The organism is Streptomyces sp. DT2A-34 (assembly GCF_030499515.1).
Lineage (GTDB): Bacteria > Actinomycetota > Actinomycetes > Streptomycetales > Streptomycetaceae > Streptomyces.
Window position 1 is genome coordinate 5,781,196 of record NZ_JASTWJ010000001.1, and the last position, 20,565, is coordinate 5,801,760.

The 20,565-nt window shown below is 68.1% G+C and carries 17 protein-coding genes and 2 pseudogenes; 6 read left to right on the plus strand and 13 right to left on the minus strand.

Annotated elements, in window-relative coordinates; genetic code table 11:
* Position 1: 1 nt before the first annotated feature.
* From QQM39_RS25895 to QQM39_RS25910, 4 genes and pseudogenes are all read right to left on the minus strand, one after another.
* On the minus strand, positions 2 to 604 hold the full coding sequence (locus tag QQM39_RS25895; RefSeq protein WP_367669101.1) for a MobC family plasmid mobilization relaxosome protein: 603 nt from the start codon (positions 602 to 604) through the stop codon (positions 2 to 4).
* A 146-nt stretch (positions 605 to 750) separates the two neighbouring features.
* Positions 751 to 1,608, minus strand: a complete 858-nt coding sequence (locus QQM39_RS25900) for a DUF2637 domain-containing protein (protein WP_302003729.1) — start codon at positions 1,606 to 1,608, stop codon at positions 751 to 753.
* Between the two features lie 216 nt (positions 1,609 to 1,824).
* A pseudogene (locus tag QQM39_RS25905) lies at positions 1,825 to 3,083 on the minus strand (DUF3631 domain-containing protein).
* Positions 3,084 to 3,219: 136 nt separating this feature from the next.
* Entirely contained in the window at positions 3,220 to 3,462 is a 243-nt protein-coding gene (locus QQM39_RS25910; RefSeq protein WP_301999928.1) for an AlpA family transcriptional regulator, read from the minus strand.
* A gap of 466 nt (positions 3,463 to 3,928) precedes the next feature.
* Here QQM39_RS25910 and QQM39_RS25915 point away from each other — a divergent pair, with 466 nt between their 5' ends.
* The gene (locus QQM39_RS25915) at positions 3,929 to 4,210 is read left to right on the plus strand and encodes a helix-turn-helix domain-containing protein (RefSeq protein WP_301999929.1); all 282 of its coding nucleotides are present in this window, start codon (positions 3,929 to 3,931) and stop codon (positions 4,208 to 4,210) included.
* On the plus strand, positions 4,211 to 5,449 hold the full coding sequence (locus QQM39_RS25920; RefSeq protein WP_301999930.1) for a site-specific integrase: 1,239 nt from the start codon (positions 4,211 to 4,213) through the stop codon (positions 5,447 to 5,449). It begins immediately after the preceding gene.
* Between the two features lie 7 nt (positions 5,450 to 5,456).
* Here the strand turns inward: QQM39_RS25920 and QQM39_RS25925 are convergent, their stop codons facing one another.
* Both QQM39_RS25925 and QQM39_RS25930 read right to left on the minus strand, forming a co-directional pair.
* Complete coding sequence (locus QQM39_RS25925) at positions 5,457 to 5,696, minus strand: hypothetical protein (RefSeq protein ID WP_301999931.1); 240 nt, start codon at positions 5,694 to 5,696, stop codon at positions 5,457 to 5,459.
* A 332-nt stretch (positions 5,697 to 6,028) separates the two neighbouring features.
* Entirely contained in the window at positions 6,029 to 6,250 is a 222-nt protein-coding gene (locus QQM39_RS25930) for a hypothetical protein (protein ID WP_301999932.1), read from the minus strand.
* Between the two features lie 145 nt (positions 6,251 to 6,395).
* Here QQM39_RS25930 and QQM39_RS25935 point away from each other — a divergent pair.
* The 3 genes and pseudogenes from QQM39_RS25935 to QQM39_RS25945 all read left to right on the plus strand — a co-directional run.
* Positions 6,396 to 6,731: pseudogene (locus tag QQM39_RS25935) on the plus strand (transposase); the annotation flags it as partial.
* A gap of 157 nt (positions 6,732 to 6,888) precedes the next feature.
* Positions 6,889 to 8,904 carry an amino acid adenylation domain-containing protein gene (locus QQM39_RS25940; RefSeq protein WP_301999933.1) on the plus strand — a complete coding sequence of 672 codons (2,016 nt, stop codon included), beginning with the start codon at positions 6,889 to 6,891 and terminating at the stop codon, positions 8,902 to 8,904.
* A gap of 7 nt (positions 8,905 to 8,911) precedes the next feature.
* Positions 8,912 to 9,157, plus strand: a complete 246-nt coding sequence (locus QQM39_RS25945; RefSeq protein WP_301999935.1) for a phosphopantetheine-binding protein — start codon at positions 8,912 to 8,914, stop codon at positions 9,155 to 9,157.
* A 169-nt stretch (positions 9,158 to 9,326) separates the two neighbouring features.
* Here the strand turns inward: QQM39_RS25945 and QQM39_RS25950 are convergent, their stop codons facing one another.
* The 4 genes from QQM39_RS25950 to QQM39_RS25965 all read right to left on the minus strand — a co-directional run bounded on the left by QQM39_RS25950 (position 9,327) and on the right by QQM39_RS25965 (position 13,636).
* Positions 9,327 to 10,322 (minus strand): aldo/keto reductase, encoded by a 996-nt coding sequence (locus QQM39_RS25950; RefSeq protein WP_301999936.1) that lies wholly within the window; start codon positions 10,320 to 10,322, stop codon positions 9,327 to 9,329.
* A gap of 273 nt (positions 10,323 to 10,595) precedes the next feature.
* Positions 10,596 to 11,792 (minus strand): MFS transporter, encoded by a 1,197-nt coding sequence (locus QQM39_RS25955; protein ID WP_301999937.1) that lies wholly within the window; start codon positions 11,790 to 11,792, stop codon positions 10,596 to 10,598.
* A 117-nt stretch (positions 11,793 to 11,909) separates the two neighbouring features.
* Entirely contained in the window at positions 11,910 to 12,878 is a 969-nt protein-coding gene (locus QQM39_RS25960; protein ID WP_301999938.1) for a non-ribosomal peptide synthetase, read from the minus strand.
* On the minus strand, positions 12,875 to 13,636 hold the full coding sequence (locus tag QQM39_RS25965) for an AMP-binding protein (protein ID WP_301999939.1): 762 nt from the start codon (positions 13,634 to 13,636) through the stop codon (positions 12,875 to 12,877). The genes QQM39_RS25960 and QQM39_RS25965 overlap by 4 nt, the downstream gene beginning before the upstream one ends.
* Before the next feature lie 321 nt (positions 13,637 to 13,957).
* Between QQM39_RS25965 and QQM39_RS25970 the strand changes: the two genes are divergently transcribed.
* Positions 13,958 to 15,289: a condensation domain-containing protein gene (locus tag QQM39_RS25970; protein ID WP_301999940.1), complete on the plus strand. Its 1,332-nt coding sequence runs from the start codon at positions 13,958 to 13,960 to the stop codon at positions 15,287 to 15,289.
* Positions 15,290 to 15,564: 275 nt separating this feature from the next.
* Here QQM39_RS25970 and QQM39_RS25975 read toward each other — a convergent pair whose 3' ends face one another.
* From QQM39_RS25975 to QQM39_RS25985, 3 genes are all read right to left on the minus strand, one after another.
* Positions 15,565 to 16,800 (minus strand): condensation domain-containing protein, encoded by a 1,236-nt coding sequence (locus QQM39_RS25975; RefSeq protein WP_301999941.1) that lies wholly within the window; start codon positions 16,798 to 16,800, stop codon positions 15,565 to 15,567.
* Between the two features lie 211 nt (positions 16,801 to 17,011).
* Positions 17,012 to 17,794, minus strand: coding sequence for a thioesterase II family protein (locus QQM39_RS25980; protein ID WP_301999942.1), 783 nt, complete (start codon positions 17,792 to 17,794; stop codon positions 17,012 to 17,014).
* On the minus strand, positions 17,787 to 20,348 hold the full coding sequence (locus tag QQM39_RS25985) for a type I polyketide synthase (RefSeq protein ID WP_301999943.1): 2,562 nt from the start codon (positions 20,346 to 20,348) through the stop codon (positions 17,787 to 17,789). Before QQM39_RS25985 ends, QQM39_RS25980 begins: the two co-directional genes overlap by 8 nt.
* Positions 20,349 to 20,565 lie beyond the last annotated feature (217 nt).

A 20,565-nucleotide genomic window follows, 5' to 3' on the forward strand; every position in this document is an offset into this window, starting at 1 on the left:
TTCACCGCCCCTCAGTGACTTGGGCGACGGCGGCGTCCACTTCTGCCACCGACGCCTCGACGCGCTCCAGGAGCCGCTGGACGGCGTCGTGATGTGGCCAGGCGTCGTCCCTGTTGAGGTGGTGGGTGAGCTGGTTGAGGTTGCTGCCGATCTTGCCAAGCTGCCCGTTGGCGGCCATCAGCGTCTTCACCATGGTGCGGTAGTCGGCGACAGCTGCGGTGGGGTCCTCGGCGCGGGCGGCGGCGAGCGAGCACTCGGCCACGTAGCCACCGAGTGCCATGCGGCTCAGCGCGGCGGCTCGTCGGACGAGGTCGAACTCGCCGTCGTTGTAGCGGGGGTGGACGCGGCGCTCGCGCAGCTGCTTGTCACGCAGGCGACGGCGCGGCGCGGACTGCTGCGGCAGGTTCGACGACGGCTCGGTGACCCCTGCTTCGGTCGGCTCCCCCGGGCCGGCCGACTCCGGTGCCCCCGCGCCGGATGCCTCCGCCTCCTCCAGGGCGGAGGCCGGGTAAGGACTCCTTACCCGACAACTTGCTGACGCGGTGACTGAGGTGGTGGACATCTCCTCTGCGCTGGTGGGGAGTTCGTTGTGGAGGTCGGGCATCGAGTTGTTCTCCATGTGGTGTTGCCGGTGTGGTGGCGACGGGATTCGATGGGCGCTCGTCCTCGCACTGGGCAGCGTGAGGACGAGCGGAGAAGAGGACGAGCGGAGAAGTCGAGCGCCCAGGGCGATGGGCGCGACTGGGAGCCTCAGAGGGCGCTGGCGGGTTCCTTGTCGGGCTCGGTCTGCCGCTGGCGGGCGGCCTGGTCGAGGTCGGCCTGGACCCGGTCCTTGATCTGGGTCAGGCGGTCCTTGCCGATACGGAAGCCGGCGTCTCGGATCGCCGCCTCGATGTTGCGGCGTGAAGCGCGGCCTCCGCGTCCCAGGGGTGCCGTGCGGGCGAGGGTGAGGAGTTCATCGAAGGCGGCGTCGCGGTCGTGGTCCTCTACCGCAACGAGTGGCTTCCGGGCCTGCGGCACATTGACGGCGTCCCGCACCGCGTCGTCTGGGTGACCGGCCACATCGGGCATCTCTGGATGCTCTGGCAGACCGGCGTCGCCCCCGGAGGCCGGATCTGGCTCGGAGCTGTCGGCGTGGTTGTGGCCGCGGCCAGGAACGTTGTGGCTCTTTGTGGCCGCGGCCTCTTCAACGTGGCGCGTCGGGTGGCGGCGGATGACCAGGTCGAGGTGGACAGCTCCGGCCAGTGCCAGCGGGGCGATGGCTGACAGGGCGCCGACGGTGACGTCGTCCAGGTGGAACCCGGCTGTGTGAGCCTGCTGGTTGAGGCGGACGGCGTGCAGGGCGTTGGCCCAGATACTGGTGATCGTGGCGAGGCCGACGAGTGCCCAGACGTACAGCCGGGACCGCCAGGGTGCGGTGCGCAGGATGAGCAGGGCGGCGACGCCGATGGCGATGAACCCGTCGATCACCAGAGGGAAGGCGTACGTGAGGATTCCGCGGATGTGGATGGCGACGGCCATCTGCCGCAGAGCGTCGTAGGAGAGGGCGAAGCCGATCGTGCCGACCAGGGCGACGCCTAGGCGGGTCGCTGTGGTCAGTACCGGCACGGGGGTTGGGCGGTGGGTGAAGGCAAGCGGGGTACTCCAGGCGAGGAGGGGTGCCATGGGCACTGGGTGAGGCTGGTGGGAGGGGTGCGGTCTCGTCGCACTCGTCGCGTGCCTGGTCAGAGCAGGTACGGAAGGTCGGCGTGATACGAGTGGACTCGTCACGGCGACGACACTCGTCGCGGGGCTGACCTGCGACGCGACGAGTGCGACGAGTCTTTACGGGTGCGGGCCCGGAGCGGGGGCGGTGCTCTCGTCGCCGCTGTCGGGCGTCGGCTCCTCGGGGCAGTAGCGGGCCCAGGCGTCGGCGAAGCGGAGGCGGGCGAAGCCCTTGGCCTGCCGGCCGCCTTCGAAGCGGTGAGTGGCGGCCTTGATGTCGAAGTCCTTCAGGAGAATGCCCAGGTGGCGTGGGCCCAGGCCGGCGGAGCCGTACTCCGCCCACGGCGCCTCCTGGTCCTTGAGGAGTTCGTCCAGCAGGTCCCGGGTGCGCATGATGTCGGGATCACCGCAGCGTGCGAAGGCACGCCGGATGTCCTGCAGCAGCCGGGTCTTCAGATTCGACTCGTCGTCCTTGCCCGCCTCGGCCGCGCACATGGCCGCGCAGGCGGTGCGGGCCTGCTCGGGCCAGGTGCCGCCGGCCAGTTCAGCCACGATGACGAGCGGTTCCCAGGTGTCTGCCGCCCGGTCCTGCACCGGCATCGGCGGTACCAGGTCGGCCGCGGTGTCCATCAGGGGGCGCAGCCACGCGGCCAGCCGGTCACGGAGTTCGTGCAGGGCGGGAATGTCACGGCGGGAGCGGAACTGCTCCACCCGCTCCCCGTCCTTGCGGCGCTGCATGCGGATCACCACCGCACGGTCCATGACCGTGTCCGGCAGGTCCCCGATCCCTGCCAGGGCAGCCATGGCGAAGGTGGGGAACGCCTGCGGCTTGTGCTCCGGGCCGGAGATGCGCAGGGCAGGCCGGTTGCGTTGATGCCGGCGTTGAGCAGGCCGCGCAACTCCTCGTTCTTCTCGGCGGCCTTGACGCTGCCGAAGATGGTGTCGGCCTCGTCCACCAGCAGGGTGGGCGGGTCGTCGCCGATGGCGCGGAAGACCACCGCCGGGCTGGTGTTGACCGTGATCAGCGGCTCGCGCACCGTCTCCGTGATCACATCCAGCAGACGGGACTTGCCGCACCGCTTCGCCGGTCCGACCACCGCGAGACGGGGCGCGTGCTGGAGTGCGGGCTGGATGTGCGTGGCCGCCACCCACAGCGTGACGGCGGTCAGCGCCTCGCTGCTGGGCAGGATCACGTACCGGGCGATGGCTTCCCGCAGCTCGTCCAACAGGGCGGCGCCCTCTGGGGCCTGGGGCGGCTTCTCGTCCTCGGTAGGCGAGGGCTCGGGCGTTGCGGGGGCTGCCTGGCCAGGGACGGCGACAGGCAGCCAAGTGGGCGTCGGGGATGCGGTGGGGCTGGTGGAGGACGTAGGTTCGTCCACAGGCGTTCCTCCCTGATGGGCCGGACGGGTAAGGCCCGGCCCATCGGATCGGTCATTCACGGGCGATGAGGCAGGGACTGTGCGGCTTCGGCGGTGGCTTGCCGAGAGCCGTTTCGCTGTCCCTCAAAGGGCTGTGTCAGACCGCGAGGTCGTACGTGGCCTGGGCATTCAGCCAGGCGTCCACCTCGTGCCAGCGGTAGCGCAGGTGACGGCCGACCCTGTGCACATTGGGGCCGATGCCCCTGTACTTCCACTGGTAGAGCGTCTTCACCGGCACCCCGAGGTACGCGGCGACCTCTGCGGGGGTGGCCAGCGGGCCGCGCTGGGCAGCCGCAGTGGCGGCAGGGGAATTGGTGCTACGGGGAGAGGTCTTCGGCACAGGACTCCTTTTCGGTCTTGAACAACGGCCTGGACAACACAGCCACACCTCCCGAAGAGAAGTCCAGAGTTAGTTCTGAAACTCTGTACTACTTCTCTCGGCGTGGCCGGAGGAGACCAAACAGTAAGGGTGGATCCCCGGTTGCCGAAATCACTCCCGCAGCCCCGAAATTTTTCTGAGGCGCAGCGATCGGGGGAGGTGCCGGAATCCGGTACCCCCGCAGCTCAGAGGCAATGCATCGCAGCCAGAAGTGATGCGACCAGTGCGCCGGGCATCAAGGTTGATGCCTGCCCAAATCGCCCATCTTGGAAGCGTTTAGGGAAGGTAGCACGGCCTCCCCTTGGAAACGGCCCGTGATATGCCGGAATTCGATGAGACGAACACCACTTCGGTCCCGAGCGACTTTTGTAGAGTTTAAGAACCAACTCTTGCCATGGCAGCCGTACGCAAGTTACAGCTACCTGTTATGGCAACCCGACCTATCGAAATAGGCCCCGCCGGCCTTCACGCCGCCCGCGCCATCGAGCACCTACGCCTCGCGCGCGGCCTGACCCAGCACCAACTTGCCGCTCGCTGCACCGCACTGGGCCGCCCGATGACCAACACCGCCCTCAGCCGCACCGAACGCGCCCGTCGGCGCTGCGACATGGACGACCTCTTCGTCATCGCCACCGCGCTCGGTGTCCCTCCCGCGACGCTGCTCCTCCCGCTCCCGTCCGTGTCCAGTGATGACCGGAGGGGGTGCTAGTTGGCGCGGGTCTGGATTGAGGACCGCATAGGGCACGCGGCGTATGTGCGTGCCGCGGCGGACGCCAAGCGGACGGGTCGTACGCCGCCGGGGCGCTACCGCGTGCGCTGGTACGACCCCGACGGCAAACCGAAGATGAAGACCTTCGCCCGCAAGGTCGATGCCGAGGCGGAGCGGACGAGGATGGAGTCCCGTCTCAGTGACGGTTCCTACCGCGACCCTGCAGCCGCGCGGGTGAAGTTCGCAGAGGTGGCGGAGTCCTGGCTGGCCGCGCAGATCCATCTCAAGCGCTCGACCCGGGGCCGCTATCGAGGTGTCCTCGATGTCCACGTGATCCCCAGGTGGGGCACCACTCCACTGGACCGCATCCACTTCGAGGACATCGCCGAGTGGCTCGCGGACCTGCTGTCCGGCGAGGCGACCGGCGGCAGGAAGCTCAGCCCCCGGTCCGTCCGCAAGGCGTACGTCGTCCTCAGTCGAGTTCTCGGCTTTGCGGTCAAGGCTCGTCGACTGGCGGTCAACCCGGCTGTCGGCGTGCCCCTGCCGAAGGCGCCGCCGGCCGACCACGTGTACCTCGACGACATGCAGGTCGAAGCGCTGGCCAACGCGTCAGGCGCCTACCGCGTGTTCATCCTGCTGCTGGCCTACACCGGCCTGCGCTGGGGCGAGGCATCCGCGCTGAAGGTGGGCCGAGTCGACCTGGACGCCTGCCGGGCCCACATCGTCGAGGCGTACGCCGAGGACAACGGAAAGCTCTACCTCGACACCCCCAAGAACCACGAGCGCCGGTCCGTACCGATCCCGCGGTTCCTAGCAGAGGAGCTGAAGCCCCACGTCCAGCGGCGTGGAGATGAGGAGTTGCTCTTCACCGCTCCGCAGGGCGGACCGCTACGAGCTCGCAACTTCCGTCAGCGGTTCTTCGCGCCGGCGGTCGTGAAGGCCGGGCTGGGGCATCTCAAGGTCACCCCGCACAAGCTGCGCCATACGGCGGCCTCGCTCGCCATCGCCAGCGGCGCGGACGTCAACGTCGTACAGACGATGCTGGGCCACAAGTCGGCGACGCTGACCCTGGACACCTACGGGCACCTCTTCCCGGACCGCCTGGACGAGGTCTCGAAGAAGATGCACAAGCGCCGCTCCAAGCAACTGACCAAGGCGAAGGCCAAGCTGGAGAAGGCCGAGAAGAAGGCCCGCAAGGCTGCCGAGACGGTGGCTGCCCTGGAGGAAGATGCCGCCTGATGTGTGTCTAATCCGTGCCGGGGAGCTTTAGAAGCTGTTGTCGTTCCGATCTTGAGTGATGTGTTTCGAACGGGAGTCTCGATCGGGCAGGGCTTGATCGAGTTCCGGGAGTGTCCGGGTTGTTGGTGATGCCGAGGATGGCGAGTGCTCGTTCGGGTTCGTGGCGGATGGCGCGGGTGGTCTTGGCGCTGTTGTCGGCTCCGACGATCTTCCGGGTGCCGACGGCGAGGTTGCGGATGGTGGCCATGACCAGACCGAGCCGTCAATCGGCAGGCTCCGCAGCATGATCGGCTCGGATAGTGGTGAGGCTGGAGAGGTCTTCCAAGTTGAGGTAGCCGAGATGGTCCGGCCTGGCTTGGGCGGTGGCCTGGGCTCGGTAGCGGCCCGTGGAGCGGTGCCAGTCATAGTCGCCGCGGATCCAATAGCGCAGTGCTTCCACGTACCGGGAACCGCTCGGAATGGGGTCGCACCCCCCGAGCTACCAGGAGGCCCTGCCTTCATGCGCGTACGGGCGGAAGATCACCCGACCAGGAACTCCGTTCGAACCGCACGTTCCAAGTTCGGTTGAGATACGGCTTCTCATGTCAGATCGACGAAGTCGCGGATGGTCGTGGTTCCGGACCGGATGATCCAGGTCCCGCTTCCAGGCGGCGTCTCGTCCGAGCGGGCCTTGAGGGCTTCGACGTCTACGACCGGGGGCCATTGCGTGCGCTGAGACCAGTGCACTCCGCTGAAGTCGATGCCCCTCAGGTCGGTGTCGCGCAGGTCGTCATGGGTGAAGTCGTCCAGGAGCGTGAGCACCGATGCGGAATCGAGTACAGGGGGTTCTCGGTGTAGGGCCAAGCCGATGGCCCGGCAAACCTCATTGGTACGGATCTCGATGTAGGCGTCGCGGACGAGGACGAGGACGAGGACGAGGACGAAAACGAGGTCGAGGTCGAGGTCACGGCCGAGGTCGCGGACGAGTGCGAGGGCGCGGGCGAGCCGCGTCCGTGCCGAGCAGCAGACACCCGAGTGGAAGGCCCGCTATGCGGTCCGATCCGGAGCGGAGGGCACGGTCAACGAGTTCGCCCACGAACACGGCGTGCGACGCTGCCGCTACCGAGGACAGAGCAGAGCCCACGTCCAGCACGTCCTGACGGCCACCGCCATCAACATCGAGCACCTCAGCGGTCTCCCACCTGCGAGGGCACCCCCTTCCCGACGACCGACCGCCTTCCAGAGCTACCTCGACCGTTGCGGGATCTCCAGGCCAAAATCCTGGCGAACCCTGGGCGCCTGACCTCGGCAACTCCAAGATCCCCGACAGAGTCAAGCTATGGCTCCTTTTCCTTAGCGGCCTTGCGGGCGAGATGTTGATCTTGCTAACCTCGCGTCGATCTTGTAAGTGAATTGACACATCGTCAATTCTCGCCATTCCGATGATTGAGGTCGCGCGGATGCAGCTGCGCATCGAACTTCGCCCGACGACCGGTGCCTCGGGGGGCCGTGCCCTCAATCCAGCGGAAACGGTCGTGGCTCTGGCAGCCCTGGTCCACCGCTTCTCGGGACACGATCTCAGCGTGCAGGGCCGCCGGTCGGAGGATCTGCTCTTCCTCGCGCCGCTGCTGGTCGACGCCGACCTCATGGCCTGCTCACTGGCGGAGAGCCTCACGCGAGCCGAGCTCCGCCCCCTCGAAGACAGGGCGCCCGACGTCACCATCACGGTCAACGCGGTGCCGGGCAACGGATCCGAGGCAGTCGTCGAACTGGCTGAACACCTGGCGGTCGATGGTCTGGGCGACTCGGTCGCGAGGGCCGTCCAACACTTTGCCGATGAGATCGCACGGCTGCCCCACCTTCCTCTGAGCGAAATCAGCACAGTCGCTCCCCATGAGGAGAAACGGTTGCTGGTACTGTCGGGTGATCAGTGGGACGACACCGCACCGCTTTCTCTCGTGCATCAACTGGTCGAGCGTCAGGCCCTGCTGAGGCCCGATTCCAGCGCCGTGAGCGACGGCACGCGAGAACTCACCTATGCGGAGCTTCATTCCGCTGCCGTCCGCGCCTCACAGCGCCTTCGCGCCGCAGGAATCAGGTCCGGCTCGCTGGTCGGTCTGATGACCGAGCGAAGCATCGATGCGATCGTCGCGTTGCTCGCCGTGGCGATGGCGGGGGCGGCTTCTGTGCCGCTCGATCCCTCCTACCCGGCAGCACGTTTGCGCATCATGCTGGACGATCCCCGGATCGCTGCCGTGGTCTACAGCGGCGAACCGGTTGTTTCCGCTCCAGCAGGCACTGCCATGCTGCCGCTGGCGGAGCTCACCGACCAGGCCGATCCCGGATCCGCCCCTCGGGATGGCGAACCCGGGCATGTCGAAGCTCCCGAAGACCCGCTCTTCACACTCGTGTTCACCTCAGGCTCCACGGGCGTTCCCAAGGGGGTGGAGATCACGCATCGCGGTGTCGCCCGGCTGGTCATGGACGAACAGTGCACCGGCTTCGCGGCTGAGGACGTCGTGCTGCAATACGCGCCGCTGACCTTCGACGCCTGCTTCCTGGAGATCTGGGGAGCACTGGCACGTGGAGCCCGGTTGGAGCTTGCCCCGCCAGGACCGCTGGGGCTTGCTGAACTCGCTGAGGTGATCGAAGAGCGAGGAGTCACCGTCCTCTGGCTCACCTCCGGCCTTTTCCATCAGATCGCCGAGTACGAGGCGGACTGCCTGCGTGGGGTGCGCCGGCTCTTCGTCGGTGGTGACGTCGTATCGCCTCATCACGTCGATCGGGTCGCGCGCATGTGGCCGCACCTGGAACTGGTCAACGGATACGGCCCGACGGAGAACACCACGTTCACCTGCTTTCACCCCATCAACCGCGACGGACCGACGGATCTCTGCACCAGTGTCCCGATCGGCCGCCCCGTCGCCCGGACCCGCGTGCATGTGCTGGACCGGTACGGGCAGCTGGTGCCGCCTGGAGTCCCCGGCGAACTGTGGGTCTCGGGCGAGGGCCTGGCCCGCGGTTACGCGCTGCGTCCGGACCTGACGGCGGAGCGCTTCGTGACTCCGCAGGAGGGGCCGCTGCGCGGAGTACGGATGTACCGGACCGGAGATCGCGTCAGGTTCCTCGCCGACGGTGCCCTGGAATTCCTGGGACGCACCGACTTGCAGGTCAAGGTCAACGGGTTCCGCATCGAGTTGCCGGAGATCGAGTCGGCTCTGCTCGCCTGCGACGGGGTCCGCCAGGCGTGTGTGATCGTGGAACAGGACGCCGTCGGCGGAAAGCGGCTGGCTTCCTATGTGGTTGCCGAGGACACGGACGGGCGGTTGAGGCTGGAGCTGCGAAAGGCCCTGCGCGCGCAATTGCCGCACTACATGGTGCCGACTCGTTACACGGTGCTCGACGAGTTGCCGCTGACCCACAACGGCAAGGTCGACCGTGCTCGCCTCGCCGCCACTCCATCGAACAAGGACTGAATCACCCATGACCACCCCCGCCACCGGTGTCCACGAAGCAGTCGTCGCGATCTGGACCGAGATCCTGGGTACCGAGGTGACCCCGGACGCGGATTTCTTCCTCCTCGGAGGGCATTCTCTGCTGGCAACGCGGATGATCGCACGCGTCGAACAGACTCTGGGTGTGAAGGTACGGCTGCGCGAAGTGTTCGATCACGCGGAGCTCGATGATTTCGTCGGGCTGGTGGCAGACCGGGCCGCGGCCCAGCCGTAAATCGTTAGAACGGCTCAGCGGTCGTTCTCTCATGCTTCGTCACGCGATATCGCGCATGCTTCGTCACGCGATATCGCGAAGCACGGAGAACGACCGCATCCCCTGTTCCGGAAGGAACGGCACTCACCAGGTCGGGGAGCCTGTCAGGACACGAGGCCGGACGTCAGCCTCAGTGCTGGCCCGGCAGCGAGGTGATCGGGTGCCCGGCGACGTTGTGCGGCTGGTACAGCTCTTCCAGGTAGCTGATCTCTTCTTCCTCCAGCACCACGTCCAACGCGTCGATGGCGTCCTGGAGATGACTCATCTTGCTGGCACCAACAATGGGTGAGGTCACCGTCGGCTTCGACAGCATCCACGCCAGCGCCATCTGCGCCATCGGCACGCCACGCTTGTCGGACAGTTGCTCCAGCCGCTCGACGATCTCGCGATCGCTGTCGCAGTAGAGCATCTTGCCGAACTCGTCGGTCTCGCTGCGGGCGCTGACGACGTCCCACGGGCGGGCGAGCCGCCCCCGCGCCAGCGGGCTCCACGGGATGACGCCGATGCCCTGGTCGGCGCAGAGGGGCAGCATCTCCCGCTCTTCCTCGCGGTAGATCAGGTTGTAGTGGTTCTGCATCGTGCTGAAGCGGGTCCAGCCGTTCGCGTCGGCGACGTACTGGGCCTTGGAGAACTCCCAGGCCCACATCGACGACGCGCCGATGTGCAGTGCCTTGCCGGCCTTCACCACATCGTGCAGGGCCTCCATGGTGACCTCGATCGGCGTCGCCGGGTCCCACCGGTGGATCTGGTAGACGTCGACGTAGTCGGTGCCGAGCCGGCGAAGGCTGTTGTCGATCTCCGTCATGATCGCCTTGCGGGAGAGCCCCACACCGTTGGGTCCCGGCCGCGTCCGCCCGTGAACCTTCGTCGCCAGCACGACCTCATCGCGGTGACCGTATTCGCGCAGGATCTGCCCGACGATCTGCTCGCTGGACCCCGCGGAGTACACATTGGCGGTGTCCACGAAGTTCACGCCGGACTCCAGGGCGTGCAGCATCAAAGGCCGCGCCTGGTCCAGGTCCAAAGTCCAATTGTGGACCCCCTTGCCCGGTGTGCCGAAGCTCAGGGCCCCCAGGCAGATCCGCGACACGTCTATGCCGGTCGAGCCCAGCTTGACGTACTTCAAGATGCTTCCCCTTGATCGGTTCAGAATCAGAACAAACACGCTGTATCTGCAAAGGATATTGCGCCTTTGCAAGCATGATCATCTTACGTGATCCGAGCGTCAGGATGCAGTGGCAAATCGATCCGAAGAACACTGGCTAAACGCAGCCGAGTGGGTTTTGAAGCCCTCTTGGCATAGTTTTATGCTCCCGCATGATTGAACGGGAGAAAGGTAGGCTATCGACCGATGCCATGAAATCACGCTCAATAACAACCCGGTGGTGGCGGCGATGCCTCAGCCCTGGGCTGCCGCCGGTCCTCGCACGCGGGACGCGGTCACCGCCACCAGCAGGCCCAGAAGGATGCAGGCCGCGCAGACGAGGAACATCGCCCGGTACCCGGCGGCCTGGGCGATCAGCCCGAGGGAGCCGCTGCCGATGGCGACCCCCACCGTGAAGCAGGCGCCGAAGACCGACAGCGCCATGGCGCGCCCGCGCTCGCTGACCGAGCGCACCACGAACACCCCCAGCGCCGGGTAGATCTGCCACATGCCCACGCCGGTGAGCACACCGCCGACCACACCCATGGCCAGCCCGTGCGACAGCCCGACGAGCGCGATCCCCACCGCCTCGACCACGAACAGGACCACCAGTTCCACCGGCCGCGTGACCTCCCAGCGGATCCACGTACCCGCTATGCGCAACACCACCACGGTCAGGGAGTACGCGGTGACCACGGCCGCTCCGCCGGCGACACCCAGGGCGTCGAACTTCGCGACCGCGAAGCTGGCGACCGCCGCGAAGCCGAACGCGGTGAAGACCAGTGCGACGCTCGGCAGGACTGTGCCCAGGAGCGCCTGGCGCCGATCGACGTCAGCCTTCTCCGTCTTCGGGGGGATACGTACTTCGGGGACGTACGCGGCGATCGGGATGACGATCAGGGTGACCAGCCCGGCGATCACGAACGTCTCTGCCGTGCCGGTCCAGCCGGCGAGCAGAGTGCCCAGCGGAGCGCCTAGCCCCAGGGCCAGGTAGTTGACCGTACCGCCCAGCCCCAACGCCCAGTTCTGCCGGTCCTTGGCGACCAGCTGCACCGGCCAGACCCCGGTCGCGGCCTGCATCACTCCCATACCGACACCCACCACCAGGCGCAGGACCACCAGTTGGCCGATCGACCCGGCCAGCGGGTAGCACACCGTGGCCAGCGCCGTCAGCACCGCGCCGCCGATGGAAAGGGCCCGGGTACCGAGACGGTTCATCAAAGCGCCCGACACCGGCCGCGACAGCAGCGACGTCACCGCGTAACTGCTGACGACCGCACCGACGTCCGCCGGACCGCCGTGCAGCCGGTCCGTCACGTGACCGGGCAGGATCGGAATCGTCAGGGCGAACGGCAGATAACCGATCCCCGTGGCCAGCGAGATCAGCAGTGCGTACCGCATGGACCTCTTGTCAGTGGTCTCGGCGGCCTCGGAACTCAGCTCAGTCGGCACAGAAACTCTCCCTCCGGCCCAGGCACGGACCGGGAACGGAACACCCGCGCACTGCCCGTGCCTCGACCCCGATCCCAGACGTACAACCGGCAGCCCACCGAGCCCCCGAGGACACCATCACCCGGCGGCCGGGGAGACGATCTCCGTGACCGCCTCGGTGAACTCGCCCAGGGTCGTCTTCTCGAACATGATCCGCGGGGGTATGCGGTGGCCCAGCGCCTTGCGGATCCGGCCTGCCGCCTGCACTGCGAGCAGCGAATGCCCGCCGCGCTCGAAGAAGTCGTCGTCTTCCCGCAGTTCGATACCGCCCAGAAGCTCGGACCACACCCGTACGACCACCTCCCGCACCGGGTCCGAGGCAGGCATCGGGTCAGCGGCAGGCACCGGGTCCGCGGCGGGCGAGGCGTGCAGGGCGCGCAGGGCCGCGAGATCTACCTTGCCCCGCTCGGTCATCGGCAACCGGTCCACGAACGTGATGACGTTGGGCACCATGTGGCCAGGCAGCCTGGCGCGCAGATACTCGTGGATCTCATCGGCCGACCGCGGGCCGGCCTCGGCCACCACATACCCGGCCAGGGCCTGCTCCTGCGGCAGGACCACGCAGTCCACGACGTGCGGATGCGTGCGCAGAGCCGACTGCACCTCGCCGATCTCCACCCGGTGCCCATTGATCTGAACCTGCTCGTCATCCCGGCCCAGGAACTCGAACACGCCCGCGGCATTCTTCAGGACACGGTCTCCGGAGCGGAACACCCTGCCCAGGTCGGGCAGCCAGGAGAAACGGTCCGCCGTCAGCGCGGCATCACCCAGGTAGCCGCGCGCCACGCACGCGCCACCGATCAGCAGCTCCCCGTCCGGCGAAACATGCAGCTCGGCCCCGGTGACACCCAGGCCGATCGGCACATCCGACCCGGTGTCCGTGCCGGCGTCGAACTCGTGGTACGTGACCGCTACGGCGGCCTCGGTCGGCCCGTACCGGTTGAACACCCGTACCGCGGGCAACAGTTCGGCGACCCGGCGTGCCGTTGACGTCGGCAGCCGGTCCCCGCCGCTGATCAGGTACCGCAGGCTGCGGGCTTCCCTCAAGCGCGGCTCGTCGAGCAGCAACGGCAGAATTGCCGGGGGAGCCGGACCGCGGTGATCTCCTGCTCGACCAGCGCGGTGGCGATGGCGAGCGGGTCCAGATGGTCGCCCTCGGCGACCGAGACCACCGTGGCACCCGCCCGGAGCGGCCAGAAGAAGTCGGTCAGCGAGGCGTCGAACGTGTAGGGCGCCACCTGCAACAGCCGGTCACCCGGCCCGAGCGGCAGCCGCTCGGCGAGCCAGTCCAGATGCGGCGTCAGGTTGCGGTGTTCGACGACCACGCCCTTGGGCGCGCCGGACGAGCCCGAGGTGTAGATGACGTAAGCGGGATCCTCCGGGGAGCCGGCCACGGCCGGTCCGTGCTCCCCGCCCACGTCCCCGTCCGCGTCCACGCCGAGTGTGCGGACACCGTCGTGCCGGAACCGGGCCGCGGTCGCGTCGTGCACCAGCACCGCGGCCGGCGCGCAGTCCGTCAGTATCCGTGCCAGCCGAGGAGCGGGTTCCGCCAGACTCATGGGCACGAACGCCGCGCCGGCCCGCAGCGCACCCAGCATCGCGACAGCCATGTCGGCCCCGCGCTCCAGGAACAGCGCGACCCGCTCACCAGGGCCCGCGCCCGCTTCGGCCAGCCGTCTCGCCAGCCGCCCCGACCGCTCCTCCAGCTCCTGGTAGGTCAGCGACGTGCCGTCACTGTCGAGCCAGGCCGTAGCCGCCTGCGCTCCACCGAGAACCTGGGCGTGCAACAAACCCTCGTCCGACATGCTCATCCCCCGCGGGTGGATCACTCAAAGTGGATCAGTCAAAGTCGCTCGATCGGATCACAGCAGGAGAGACCTAGTCAATAAACGATCATCAAAAGCTCCTGGCTGGATGGTCGTTGGCGGCCTTCGTGTCGCACACAACAATGCCCTGCTCACAGCCGGGTTGTAACATGATCACAGGTTCGGGGGGGTCCCCTGATCGCGCAGGGTTGCACCGCCGCCGAGAACGTCTGTCCGGGGCCGCGTGCCCTTGCGGACCGGCCTGCGGACAGGGTGTCTGCGCAGGCATCTCACGCCGCGAAATGAGGAGAAGCCGCGCTCATGGACTCCGTGTCGAGGATGTCGCCGCCCGATGTCGCCGCCGCAGATGCGCCCCTGGCGATGTCCGCTTTCCAACGGCGCATCTGGCTGGCCGAGTTGATCGATCCTGACGTGCGCAACCACGTGCCGCTCGCCTGGGAGGTGGCGGGCCGCCTGGACCCCGGTCGGCTGCGCGCCGCGCTGGGCCAACTGGTGGCCGCGCACGAGATACTCCGCACCCGTTTCATCGAAGACGACAACGGGCTGTCGGTGCGGCTGCGCGAACCGTGGCTGCCGGAGCTGGAGGTACTCGACCTGCGCGAGGCTCCCGACGGCATGATGGACTGGCTGGACGCTGGCGTTCGCCGGCCGTTCGACCTCGAATCCGGACAACTGCTGCGCGCCGCCCTCGGCGAGCTGGGCGACGATCGGCAGGTGCTGCTTCTGTGCCTGCATCACCTGGTCATCGACGGGGAGTCGGTCCCCCTCCTGCTCGCGGAACTCGACCGCCACTACACCACGCCGGACAGGCCGCGACCGGTCGTCCAGTACCGGGAGTTCGCCGCCTTCCAGCAGCGTCAGCGTGATACCGACGCCTGGAACACCGACCTGCTGTACTGGGAGTCCACGCTGCAGGGAGCGTCCCCGGACACACCACTGCCCGTACCGGAGCGACCGGAGCCGAACGGGGCGTTCCAGGTCTCGCTGCCCGCAGGGCTGCTGGACTCGCTTCAGAAAGTGCAGTCCGAGCGCCGCGTCAGCTGGTTCATGGTGGCCGCCACCGCCCTGGCGGTAACCCTGCACCGGTGGGCCGGCCTGGATGACATCACCTTCGGTTCCCCGACGGCGAACCGGGACGAGCCCCCGTTCGCCGAACTGCTCGGTCCGTGCCTGAATACCGTGGTGCTGCGCTCCCGGGTGACCTCGGACAGCACGCTGCTGGACGCGTTGATGCAGATGCGCGACCAGGCCCTGGACGCGCTGGAGCACCAGAGCGTCGAGTTCGACGATGTGGTCGCCCGGCTGAAGCCGCCCCGGCACTTCGGACGCACCCCCTACACCAACGTCACGTTGAACATGAACCTGCTGGACGACCACGCCGCCGATCTGGACGGCACGCGGCTGACACCGGTTCTGGACGACTCGCTGCGCAGCAACTACGCCAAGTTCGGCCTGACAACGACGATGGCGCAACGAGACGGCCGGCTGATCGCGCTGATGGCCTATCGCGGAGACCAGCTCAGCGCCTCTCACGCCCAGGAACTGGCTGCCGAGTTCGCCGATGTGCTGACCGGCTTCCCGCAGGCCCTGAACGAGCCGGTCATGTCCCCCGGAACGGGTCGACGCCGGTGAGACGACGGACCATGACGTGGGTCATCGCGCGGGAGGCCGAGGAGACCCGGCGGTGCGCGTAGTCGCGGACTGAGCTTCCGGGCTGTGTGAGAGGCGCTGCTCGGTTCGTTGCCCACCTCGCGCGACGCGAGGGCGTGTTCCAGAGGGGGCAGGAGCCCTCGCCGGTGGAGATCGTCGTCAGGCCGGTGCCCCGCAGCCGCTCCGGCGCATCAGGCGTTCGTCCCGCTTGCGGCCCACACCGTCACCGCCTCTCCGAAGCCCCCTGGCCGAACTCTTCAGCGCGCGTCCTGGCCGCTGTCCGCAAGGGATTCGCGCAGTGCGTCGGCGAGCGCGGTCGCGGAGGCACCGGGCACGATCGCGGGATCGTGGTCGATGCGCAGCGACAACTCCTCACCGTCGTGGAGGGCCGAAACGACCACTGGCTCGTGGGCCCTGTGGCCCGACACATAGAGGAACCGGCCGGGCTCGCCCTCCAGTATCGGCGCCGGGCGGCGTGTGCGGTCGATGAGGGTCAGCACGAGATCGAGGTGGCCGGTCCACGGCGCCTGGCACGCCCTGGCCGCCCGGACGACTTCGTCGAACGGGGTGTCGATGAATTCGAGGTCCTCCAGCCAGCTCTCGCGGATGCCGTCGTGCTGCGGGTGGGCCAGCACCGTGTTGATAAAGCACCCGACCACGCCCGCCCCGTCCTGGCCGCCCCAGGTATAGGCGACCGGTGCGGCTCCCGCCGTACGGGCGAGCGCCTCGTGGCAGCCGGCCAGCACTGCCGGGAACGGCCGGAGCGCGGCCGGTCCCGACAACGTGAGGTGCTGCCAGACCGAGGCGCTGGGGCCGGGTTCGTACATGCCCGTGCCCCACAGGCCGGGCCCCGCGTCGCGTACCCGCGCTGTCCAGTGCTCCAGCGCCTCCGGCCCGCTGGCCTCGTGCTCCCTGTCCAGTTGTTGCTCCACTGCTTCGCGGTAGCGGCGCAGTTCGGTGGCGGACCCGGAGTCCGGCTCGTGTGCCGGGCTGTGGTAGGCGGACATCAGCTCGTCCACCACCAGCCCGGTGGACTCCCCGTCGCAGATCAGGTGGTCGAAGCCGATGGCCAACAGATCCCGCCGCTCGTCCCTGGCCAGGAGCACCCGGAACGAGCCCAGCCCGGTGGGCCAGTGGTCCAGGGCGGCCCACAGAGCGCGCTCGGTGTCCGGGGCTGTGATCTCCCGCACGATCGGGGAGTCGGGAAGGGGGTCTATCCGCAGTACCGGCACGCCTCCGGCGGTGTCCGCGGCACCGCGCAGGGCCGGATGCCTCAGCAGGACCGATCGCGCTGCCTGCTCCAGGCGGTGGGCCGACAGCAAGCCGGGCGGGAATTCCAGGAAGACCGGCAGGATCTGCGCCCGGCCGTGCGGGTCGGTGGACCTGGAGTGGTGGAACCTCCGCTGCGCGCCGGTCAGCGGCATCAGCTCGTCGACTCCGTTGTGGACGTTCGCGTAGTGCTTGAGGTAGGTCCTGGTGATGCTGCGGTGCACAGCATGCCTCCACTGTGTTCTGTTTCCACGCCGGCCTGTTGTCCGCCCCGAAGGGGGGCCGCCGGCGTCCTGCCGAAAGCGATCCAGCTCGGGCAGGTCGACGTACCTGCCCGAGCTGGATCGCGCTGAATGCCCTTGGCCGGGGCGGTCGTTGCGGGAACGTCCGCCGTTCAAGGGCGGTTGCAGCGGCTCAGGGCCCCTGCTGGGTCTCTCATCGGTTCATGACTCGCTTGGCTCGCGCCAGATTGGACGGCTCGGACCGGACGGCTCGGATCAGATCGGACCGGACCGTGTCGGTGAGCAGTCCGACCAGGCCCTCGGTGTCCTGCCGTGTGTGGAAGTGACCTCCTGGCCGCACGGACGACGCGAAGCCTCCGTCGGTCTGGTCGCGCCATCCCGCCGTCCACGCCTCGCCGTTCGGCTCCGCGTCACCGACGATGGCGGTGATGGGACTGCGCAGCCGGGGGCCCGGCACGTACTCGTAGGTTTCCAGTACCTGGAGATCGGCGCGGTAGCAGGCCAGCGCGGCGGTGAGCAGTTCCTTGTCGGACGTGGTCGCCGCAGGCAGCGGGCCCCAGTTCCGTTCGATCTCGGCATGCAGCTCGGCGTCGTCAAGCAGGTGCAGCGACCGGGACTTGGTGAGCCGTGGCGGGGCCGGACACGACGAGACGAAGAGCCGCAGTGGCTTCGGTTGCAGGGCCCGGGCCACTTCGAACGCGACCAGCGCGCCCATGCTGTGTCCGAACAGGGCGAACGGCGGGGTGAACTCCACCTGCGCGAGGATCTCGCCGACCAGTTCCGGCATCGAGGTCAGCGCCGGTTGCTTGAGGTCGTGGGCCCTGCCAGGTGGCTGGATGGCCGCCAGGCGCAAGCCGAGGGTGTGTGCCACCCACCGCGCGTACTCCCCGCCCGCCCCGCCTGCGTGCGGGAAGCAGTACAGGGTGGCGACGGAGGCGTGCGGTGCCGGGCGTGTGATCACACGTATGTCAGCCACGAGGCGCCGCCGGGACGTCGCGCATCTGCTCTTCGATCAGTGCGGTGAGTTCGCGCACCGACGGCGCGAGGTACATCGCGCGGATTTCCATTTCCACCGGCAGCAGTTGCTCGAGCTGGCCCAGCAGCTCGTGCGCGACCAGCGAGTCCCCGCCGAGGTCGAAGAAGCTCTCGTCCGGGTCGACGCTGGGCAGGCCGAGCATCTGGCCGAACAGCCTGGACACCGTCTGTTCGGTGTCCACCACGGCGTCCGCAGCGGGTCCGGCGTCCGCGGTGGGTGCGGTGGGCGCCGACGGCTGTGCGGTGGGCCCGGCCTCCAGCAGGTAGCGCTGCCGCTGGAACGGGTAGCTGGGCAGGGTCACCCTGCGCGGCTGCTCCGCGTGGGCTTGCGCCCAGTCGACCGGCAGCCCGGCGAGCCAGAGTTCGCCCAGTGCTGCCAGCGGGTCGGTGACCGTGATGGTGACGTGGTCCGGCGTCCACTGCGGCTGCTCGCGCAGCCGTGCGGGAAGCCGCGAGTCGCCGATCTCCAGGAACACCCGGCCCGGAGTGTCCAGAGCGGCCTGGAGCTGGGCGTCGCTGCTGTCTGGTGTAAGGGTGAGATCCGGCTTCAGGCCGAGCGCCGTCCAGCGCTGTACCGCTTGCCAAGAGGCCGTCTCGGACACCAGCAGGGCCACGGCTCGTCCGTCCCGGGCGTGGTCACCGGAGATCAGTCGGCCGGGCTCGTTCCCGCCGAGCACCCGCAGCGCGTCCTGCGTGTCCCGTACCACCGCGTAGCGGCGGTAGCCGTGCAGCCGTCGGCCGACTTGCAGCGTCCACGCCACATCCCGCAGGTCGGATTCGGGGTGGTCGGTCAGATGGCCGGCGATACGTTTCGTCAGTTCGTCCAGGGCGGCGGGAGTGTGGGCGGACAGCACCAGTACCTGGTCCTGCGTGCTTTGTTCCCGGGCCTGCGGCGCCGGCGGCTGCTCCAGCACGACGTGCGCGTTGCCGCCGCCCAGGCCGCGTGCGGTGACGCCCGCCCGGCGCGGCAGCCCGGCAGGCTCCCACGGCGTGGGTTCGGTCACGACGGCGAACGGGCCCGCCGCGAAGTCGATGTCCGGGTTCGGTTCGCTGTAGTTCAGGCTCGGGGGGATGACCCCGTGTTCCACGGCGAGCACCGCCTTGATGAACCCGGCGATGCCGGCGGCGGCATCGGTGTGCCCGATGTTGGCCTTGACCGAGCCGAGCAGGCACGGCTGCTCACGCGGCTCCCCGTCGGCGAAGGCGTGGTTCAGCCCGGCGATCTCGATCGGGTCCCCCACCCGGGTGCCGGTGCCGTGTGCCTCGACGTAGGTGATGGAGGAAGGCGTCACCCCCGCGACCTGCTGAGCGGCCTTGATCACCTCGACCTGCCCGCGCACTCCGGGGGCGGTGAACCCGGCACGGTCCCTGCCGTCGTTGTTGACCGCGGAACCGCGCAGGACGGCGTGGATGTGGTCGCCGTCGGCGATGGCCTCGGACAGCCGTTTGAGGACGACCATGCCGCACCCCTGGCCACCGATCACGCCGTCGGCAGTCGCGTCGAACGGGCTGCACGTGCCGCTGGGTGAGGTGATTCCGCCGACCCGGTAGTTGTCCAGCGCGGCGGGCAGCCGTACCGAGGTACCGCCGGCCAGGGCCAGGTCGCATTCCCCAGACAGCAGGGCCCGGGCGGCGAAGTGCACGGCGTACAGCGAGGTCGCGCAGGCCGCCTGCACATTGGTCGTCGGTCCCCGCAGACCGAGCTTGTAGGCGACGCGGCTGGCCAAGTAGTCGCTGGTGGTGCCGGTCAGGATGTCCCAGTTGGTGATCGTGGCGTCTTCCTGCTGCCTGGCCCGCATCGTCTCCGTGTAGGTGGACAGGCTGGACCCGGCGTAAATGCCGATCAGGCCGGGGAATCGGTCCGGGTCGTAACCGGCGCCCTCGATCGCCTCCAGCGAGCACTCCAGCAGGATCCGGTGCTGGGGGTCGATGAGCAGGGCCTCACGCGGGGTGTATCCGAAGTAACTCGCGTCGAACCACTCCGGTGCCTTCAGCAGTCCGCTCGCCGGGACGTATTCCTTCGTGCTGCCGCCGGGAGTGACGAAGCTCTTCTTGGGGAAACGGCTGATGCTGTCCACGCCGGACACGAGGTTGTCCCAGAACTGGTCGGGCACCTCCGCGTCCGCGAAACGGCAGGCCAGTCCGATGACGGCGATGTCCGTGTCACGCCAGTCGGCCTCTTGGCCGGCAGAGGTCGCCGCCTCGGCCTTCTCCGGCTTCTCCGGGGCGTTCGCGACCGGTTCCTGCGCCGGTATCGATCCGTCGAGGAAAGCGGCGCACGACCGGATCGTGGAGTAGATGAAAAGCTGCGGCAGAGTCGGCCGGATACCGAGACGCTCCTCGATCTGTGCGCGCACCATCTGCATGAGCATCGAGTATCCGCCGACTTCGAAGAAGTTGTCGGTCACTCCGACGTCGTCTATCTCGAGGACGTCGCACCAGATCTCGGCGAGAATTCGCTCGGTCTCGGTCGCTGCGGGCTGACGGGCGCTCACCGGATCACATCCTGGCGTCGTCCGTTTTCATGGTCAGCGAATATCGCCCGGCGTGAAGCAGCTATCAAACCGCTCAGTCTCATGTTCCCCGTCAACTTTCTCGGTCAGCGAGCGTGGTGATCCACAACGCCAGCGACTATAACGACGTCGACTCCACGGTTACAAGATCACCTTCGCTGGTGCGGGCGCCACCCGTCAAATATCTGACGTCCTGTCA

Bases quoted from the DNA above. Each gene is read 5' to 3' on its own strand.
- QQM39_RS25895 (WP_367669101.1), bottom strand. From the start codon at position 604: ATGCCCGACCTCCACAACGAACTCCCCACCAGCGCAGAGGAGATGTCC.
- QQM39_RS25915 (WP_301999929.1), top strand. From the start codon at position 3,929: ATGGCAACCCGACCTATCGAAATAGGCCCCGCCGGCCTTCACGCCGCC.
- QQM39_RS25925 (WP_301999931.1), bottom strand. From the start codon at position 5,696: ATGGCCACCATCCGCAACCTCGCCGTCGGCACCCGGAAGATCGTCGGA.
- QQM39_RS25940 (WP_301999933.1), top strand. From the start codon at position 6,889: ATGCAGCTGCGCATCGAACTTCGCCCGACGACCGGTGCCTCGGGGGGC.
- QQM39_RS25945 (WP_301999935.1), top strand. From the start codon at position 8,912: ATGACCACCCCCGCCACCGGTGTCCACGAAGCAGTCGTCGCGATCTGG.
- QQM39_RS25965 (WP_301999939.1), bottom strand. From the start codon at position 13,636: ATGTCGGACGAGGGTTTGTTGCACGCCCAGGTTCTCGGTGGAGCGCAG.
- QQM39_RS25970 (WP_301999940.1), top strand. From the start codon at position 13,958: ATGGACTCCGTGTCGAGGATGTCGCCGCCCGATGTCGCCGCCGCAGAT.